This window comes from Streptomyces sp. NPDC026417, from assembly GCF_055567695.1.
The window spans coordinates 57,101-63,448 of record NZ_JBVHPY010000032.1 but is presented as its reverse complement, the minus strand read 5'-3'; the positions used below and the strand labels follow the sequence as shown (position 1 = coordinate 63,448).

General features: G+C 71.3%; 4 protein-coding genes and 1 pseudogene. All 5 read right to left on the bottom strand.

Translation table 11 applies throughout. The features are described 5' to 3' along the window. Positions 1 to 153 precede the first annotated feature (153 nt). The 5 genes and pseudogenes from ACZ4NT_RS34755 to ACZ4NT_RS34735 all read right to left on the bottom strand — a co-directional run bounded on the left by ACZ4NT_RS34755 (position 154) and on the right by ACZ4NT_RS34735 (position 6,347). Positions 154 to 925 (bottom strand): annotated as a pseudogene (locus ACZ4NT_RS34755) (transposase). A gap of 103 nt (positions 926 to 1,028) precedes the next feature. After that, positions 1,029 to 2,813 carry a SulP family inorganic anion transporter gene (locus tag ACZ4NT_RS34750; RefSeq protein WP_467729147.1) on the bottom strand — a complete coding sequence of 595 codons (1,785 nt, stop codon included), beginning with the start codon at positions 2,811 to 2,813 and terminating at the stop codon, positions 1,029 to 1,031. A gap of 67 nt (positions 2,814 to 2,880) precedes the next feature. After that, on the bottom strand, positions 2,881 to 3,171 hold the full coding sequence (locus tag ACZ4NT_RS34745) for a hypothetical protein (RefSeq protein ID WP_467729145.1): 291 nt from the start codon (positions 3,169 to 3,171) through the stop codon (positions 2,881 to 2,883). A gap of 58 nt (positions 3,172 to 3,229) precedes the next feature. Further along, complete coding sequence (locus ACZ4NT_RS34740) at positions 3,230 to 3,718, bottom strand: three-helix bundle dimerization domain-containing protein (RefSeq protein WP_467729143.1); 489 nt, start codon at positions 3,716 to 3,718, stop codon at positions 3,230 to 3,232. A 391-nt stretch (positions 3,719 to 4,109) separates the two neighbouring features. Beyond that, positions 4,110 to 6,347: a SpoIIE family protein phosphatase gene (locus ACZ4NT_RS34735; RefSeq protein WP_467729141.1), complete on the bottom strand. Its 2,238-nt coding sequence runs from the start codon at positions 6,345 to 6,347 to the stop codon at positions 4,110 to 4,112. Position 6,348: the final 1 nt, after the last annotated feature.

Sequence of the window (6,348 nt, the reverse complement as noted above, 5' to 3'; positions counted from 1 at the left end):
TCAACCACAACCCACAACTGCCATGGTCCTTCCTCACTCACACCGGCCTGACCATCCATCCAGCACACCCACCGAACTTACGAAAAGATCAGTAAAGCGTGTTGCAGAAGGTTGTGTCGGGGCAGGTCCAGGCCGAGATGGTGGCTGGTCGGTTCATGCGGTCAGGGCGAGGTGGTGCATGTGGGCGACGGCCTGGACCGCGTGGTGCAGACCGTCGCCGCGCTGTCGGCAGTCGCGGAGGAGCTTGAAGTGGTTCATGCGGGCGAAGGCGTGCTCAACGCGGGCTCGGACCCGGCGGTGCTCGGCGTTGTCCTCTTCCTCGCCGGGCAGGAGGGCACGTCCTTGGCGTTTGCGGTGCGGGACGACGAGTCCGGTGTTGATGTACGCGCCGTCGGCAAGCACGGTGACGCCCTCGCATGTTGCGGCCACGCCCGAGTCCCGCCATGCCCTCGCATCAGCGGTGTTGCCGGGCACCGGCCGGGCCGCGGCGACCACCAGCTCGGTGTCGGCATCGATGATGACCTGCACGTTCGCTGAGAACCGGTAGTTGCGGGAGGACGCCCCGGTTCTTCCGGTCGCGGACCGGAATGAGGGTGCCGTCCACGATGCACAGCCGCTCCACCGCGTCGACCGGGCGGGTTGCCGGCTCGATGGCCAGGAGCGGTCGCAGCCGCTGGATCACCCGGCACACCGTCGCGGGTGCGACACCGAAGAGCGGGGCGAGCTGCCGCATGGTGAGGTTTGTGCGGTAGTAGACGGCCACCAGCAGCACCCGGTCGGCCAGCGGCAGGCACCACGGCCGACCGCCACCAGGCCCGTTCCCGCCCCGTTCCCGCACCGCCTTCAGCAGCCGCTCGAACTACCGCATCCGCAGACCCGTGAACGTCTCCACCCACAACGGCTCAGCTCTCAACACCCCATGGATACAAGGGAAATGCCCAAATAGACGCCTTCTGCAACACGCTTCAGTACGGTCGGTGCTACATCGTGAGCGGTACCTCCGGGTGTCGGGGCTTCGGGGCGCGCCCTCACGCGCGGCCGTCTGTCTCCGGCCTGGTGCCGGGGGGCCGTCGGGCAGGGGCGGGAGGCGTCCAGTCCACGCCGCTGAGTAGCTGGTAGGCGGTGACGGCGGCCTCCACGGTCGGGAAGAAGTGCCCTGGGTCGATTGTGCGGGTGAGTCCGTACTCCTCGATTTTGCGCCGCACGGGGTCCTTGAGTTCGGCGAACACGAGGTGGACGTGCTCGGCGTTGAGAGCGACGTCGAGCGCTTCCAGGACGTCTGCGGCGGTCGTGTCCACGTCGGTCATGGGCTCGGCCGCGATCATGATCCAGCGCGGCCGAGGCTCGGTGCGGGCCAGCCGCCTGATCTCGTCGCGGAAGGTTCTCGCGTTGGCGAAAAAGAGGGGTGCGTCGAACCGGAGGATCACTAGGCCGGGCAGCTGTTCGGCGTGCGGGTAGGAGCGTACGTCGTGGTACCCCTCCAGTCCCTCCACCCGTCCAAGCACGGTGTTGTACGGCCACCAGGCGCGCCGGAAGACGTTGAGGACGGACAGGGCCACGGCGACGGCGATCCCCGGAAGGACACCGAGCAGGGCCACGCCGAGGAACGCGGCGGCCGAAAGGAGGAACTCGGTTCTGCGCTGTCGCCACAGTCGCAGGGCCCCCGGCAGATCGGCCAGGGACAGCGACGCCGTGATGACGATGGCGGCCAGGGCCGGCTGGGGCAGATCGCTGAACATGCCCGGTGCCAGTACCAGCATCAGGACGATGAGCACGGCACCGACGACCCCGGTGAGCTGGCTCCTGGCTCCCGCTCGCTCCGCCACCGCTGTACGGGAGCCGCTCGTGCTGACCGGGAAGCCCTGGAAGAAGCCGGCTGCCAGATTCGCCGCGCCGACCCCGGCCATCTCCTGGTTGCCCCGGACCTCCTGCCCGCTGCGGGCCGCGAAGGCCGAAGCGTTGGAGATCGTGTCGGTCAGTGACACCAGGGCGATGCCCAGTGCACCGCCCAACAGTGGTGCGACGTCGGCGACCCGGACGTCGGGGACCGTGAACGGCGGAAATCCCTCGGGCAGCCTCCCGACCAGGTCCACGCCGTGCTCACCCAGGTGGAAGAGGGCGGCCGTGGCGATCGCCAGCGCCACCATCACGAGCACCGCGGGTACCTTCGGCAGCCACCGTTGCATGACGAGAATCAGGAGGATCCCGCAGACGCCGACCACGGCGGCCGCCGGCACGAGCGCCCCGTCGGCGAGTTCTTGTACGAGGCCGACGCACTCGCCGACCAGGTTGTCCGCCTCCACCTTGAAGCCGAGCAGTTTGGGCAACTGGCCGATCAGTATGGTGAGGGCCAGGCCGTTCATGTAGCCGATCATGGTCGGCTTGGAGATCAGGTCGGCGATGAACCCGAGTTTCGCCACCGAGGCCAGGATCATGATTCCGGCGACCATGAGCGAAAGCATCGAGGCAAGCGCGATCGCCCGTTCGGGGTCCCCGTCCGCGGCCACCAGCGGCAGCACGGTGGCTGCGATCATCGGCCCGAGCGAGGAGTCCGGGCCCAGTACCAGGATGCGCGACGGTCCGCACACGGCGTAGCCGAGCAGGCAGAGGATCGTCGTGTAGAGGCCGGTGATGGCCGGCAGGCCCGCCAACTCCGCATACGCCATGCCCTGAGGCACCAGCAGGGTGGTGAGGACGATCCCTGCGACCAGGTCTTTGGCCAGCCACGCACGGCGGTAGGACATCGCGGCGCGCACTCCCGGTACGGTCCGCAGCAAGGACCGGGCCGTGGGGCGCTCCTGCCGGTGGGTCACGGGCCGCCCCCTGGTCCTGTGCCGCTCCTCGGGCTTCCCGCCCGGCGCCCCGGCACCGTACCCCGGCTCACCCGGCTGTCGCTCTCGACCGCCGGGCCGCGTGCCTGCCCGGCTGCCACGGGAGCAGCCGCGCGACGGGGGTCGCCGGCGTCCGGCCGTACCGCCGGGAGTCGGTCGAGGATGTCCCGAAGACGTGGCGAACGCCGTCCAGGGGGATCGGTACGGAAGGCGTCAGTCGGGCCAGGGGCACCGGGTTCATGGCGGTGCCGGTACCGGCCGAGTTGATCGCGGGCGCGTCGTCGACGTCGGCCCCGGTCACCGCCACGATGCCGACCTGCTTCTCGGACAGCGGGACCACCGCCGCTCCGCCCTCCGCTGCCCGGCGGCTCGGCCTTCCACTTCGTCGGGCCCGCCCCTCATGAGGGTCTGAGGCCCGGCCCGGCCGGACCCTGGAGCCCGGTCTCACGGAGAGCGGTTCGATGGAACAGGCGATGCGCTCGGCGCTTCCGTCCGACATCACTGATCGCTCCCTCTCCCAGGGGTGGCTCCTCGGACCGAGCGACGCGGTCACCGGCGGCCGCCTCCAGGGCCCTGCGGACCCGGCGTTCGACGAGTACCGGGATGTAGGCCGTGACCCGGGCCTGCCGGAAGGAGTCGTACGCCGATCTGACCGCGCTCTCGACGTCGGCCTCGTCGAGTGCGGGCCAGGTCGCCTTCAAGCGCGTCACGACGTCGTGGACGGCACTGGCGTCCTCCGGTGCGCCGGACGTCCGTGGATCCGGTGCACCGGGTGCCTGCTGCGGACGTGGTGGCTCCGCGTGGTCCAGGGCGGCGTCGGCATCGCGGTCCGCGATATCGGCGGGGTTCGGCGTGATGGCCGCGCCGATGCCGTCATCGACGGACATGGCCGCCCGGTCCCTGATCGTCCGGTCGCGCCGTCCTTTCGGGGTGCCCGCCTCGGCGTACCTGGCGGGGCCGGTCCGGTGTGGCGCCTCGCGCCGTCATGTGTTCCATCTCGCCGGCCTCCAGCCCGTCGCGCCCGGATCCCGCACCGTCGCACGCGAGGGTGCCCTACACATTCTCGGTTCGGCCTGGCATGATCGCCCCCCGAGGGCCGGACACCGCGTCCCGCCCGAGGGCTCCGGCACGGCCCCCGACCGGGGCGGCCACTCGCCGGAAAGCGTGGACCCGACCGTGAGGGGCATGTCCCGGTGCCCTGAGTGGGGCTCGCCGACTTGGGCGGCAGCGGCGGAACCGCCACCCTGCCGCGGGAGGCCGCATTGGGGCGGCAGGCCGCTACTGGCTGGCCGAGGCCGCCGCTGTCAGGACAAGGATGGCCTGGTCGTCGTCGATCTCCGTGGTGCCGGTGAACGCGTGCACCGCGTGGATGAGGGTGTCGATGACTTCTTGCCGGCCACGAATGCGGCCGTCGGCGGTCAGGGCGCCGACGAGCCGGTCCTCGCCGAACTGCTCACCTGCCGGGTTGCGGGACTCGGAGAGCCCGTCGGTATAGAGGAGCAGGCTCTCGCCCGGACGCAGATGAAGCCGACGGGCCTTCAGGTGCGTCTGGAGGGCCACGCCGAGAAGCAGCCCCTCGCAGTCCACGGTCCGGGGGCCGGGCACATCGCTGAGGAGCAGCGGATGCGTGTGTCCGGCACGGACGAGGCTGATGTCGAGGCCGCCGTCCGGATGCGGGGTGAGATGACCGTAGACGAGGGTCACGAAACCGGTTCCGTGGCTGCGCGGGCGGTCGAGGAGGGCCTTGTTGATCGCCTGGACGACCGCTTCCGGGCCCGGCAGGAGAGGCGCCACGGCGCGGACGGTGTGGCGGACGAGCGCGGTGGTGGTGGCGGCGGTGGCGCCGCGACCGCAGACGTCTCCCAGCATGAACGCCCAGGTGTCCCCGTCCAGGGGGAAGACGTCGTAGAAGTCGCCGCCGATGTCGAGGCCCTCGCCCGCGGGATGGTAGTACGTGGCGATCTCCGCGCCGGGCAGGGCGGGGACCTCGGGCAGGAGGAAGCCGGCCTGGAGGTCGCGGGCCAGGGTGACGCGCTGGGTGTACTGGCGGGCGTTGAGCGCGGCGGAGGCGGCCCGCCGGGCGAGTTCCTCGGCCAGGGCGACGGTGTGCCCGTCGAACGTCTCGTGGCCGGTGGTGAGCAGGGTCAGGGTGCCGAAGGCCCGGTTGCGGTCGAGGAGCGGGACGCACAGGTAGCCGGTGACCTCCAGGTCCTCCCAGGGGCCGGGCCCCGTGGGGGTGCGACGGGCGACCTCGCTCAGCCGTGAGGCCAGGACCCGGGCGACGGCGTCGTCGTCCGCGTCGTAGACCGGGATGTGGGAGGCGAGGAGGCGTTCCTGCGCCCGCGTGGGCGCGGCGGTGGCGATGCGGTGGACGCGGCCGGACTCGACGACGTCGACGGCGCAGAGCGGTGCCAGCTTGGGCGTACAGAGGCCGGCGAGTCGACGGAGGGTCTCGGCGTAGTCCAGGCCGGAGTTGAGCGAGGTGCTGGCTTCCAGCAGGAACGCCAGGTCGTCCCGGGCGGCCTTCTCCTTGGCCTCGGCCGCCCTGCGGGCCTCCTCCTCCTGGTGGCGCTCGATGGCCAGGGCGGCCGTGCGGGCGAACACCGTGGCCAGGGCGACGTCGGCGTCGCGCGGTGTGCGCGCGGCGCGGTGGTACATCGCGAACGTGCCGAGCAAGGAGCCGTCACGGGCGAGGATGGGGGTGGACCAGCAGGCCGCGACCCCCGCACGGTCGGCCAGATCGCGAAAGTCGTCCCAGAAGGGGTCCGTGGCGATGTCGGTGACGATGACGGGAGCCCGGCGGTGTGCCGCGGTGCCGCAGGAGCCGACGCCCTCGCCGGTGGCGATGCCGTCGATGGCCTGGTTGTAGAAGTCCGGCAGACTGGGCGCGGCGCCGTGCCGAAGGTGGCGGCCGTCCGCGTCGGCCAGGAGTACGGAGACGAGCACTTCCTCGGGAGTCAGCTCTTCGATGGCACGGGCCATGCCCTCCAGCACCTGGCCCAGCGGGGCCTGCAGGGCGATCTGCTCCAGCAGCACCCGGTGCTCGGCCGCCAGCCGCTGGGCGTGGATGAGCTGCGTGATCTCGACCCCGATGATCCACACGCCGACGACGTTGCCGCCCGCGTCCAGCCGGGGCTCGTAGGTGAAGTCGAAGAAGGTCTCCCGGCGGTCGGGACCGGAGCCGACGACGACTCGCGCGCCGCGGCCGACGTGCCTCTCACCGGTGCGGTAGACGCGGTCGAGGAGGGTGACGAATCCCTGGTCGGACAGTTCCGGCACCAACTGGCCGAGCGGCACTCCGGTATACGCCCGGGCTCCGCCCCCGATCGCGGCGAAGAAGGCGGCGTTGGCTGCCTCCACCATGTGCGCCGGCCCGGCGAGGGCCGCGAAGACCGCGGTGGACTCCCCGAACAGGGCGCGCAGATCGTGCTCGGCGCTCTGCGGAACGGCTGTCTCGGCACCGTCCGCCCGCGCGGCGGCGGCAGGGTCGGGCTGCTGGTCCGTCACGTAGCTCATC

What these genes read in the sequence shown, in the direction of transcription:
- ACZ4NT_RS34740 (WP_467729143.1), bottom strand. Translation starts at nt 3,718, where the DNA reads ATGTCCGTCGATGACGGCATCGGCGCGGCCATCACGCCGAACCCCGCC.
- ACZ4NT_RS34735 (WP_467729141.1), bottom strand. Translation starts at nt 6,347, where the DNA reads ATGAGCTACGTGACGGACCAGCAGCCCGACCCTGCCGCCGCCGCGCGG.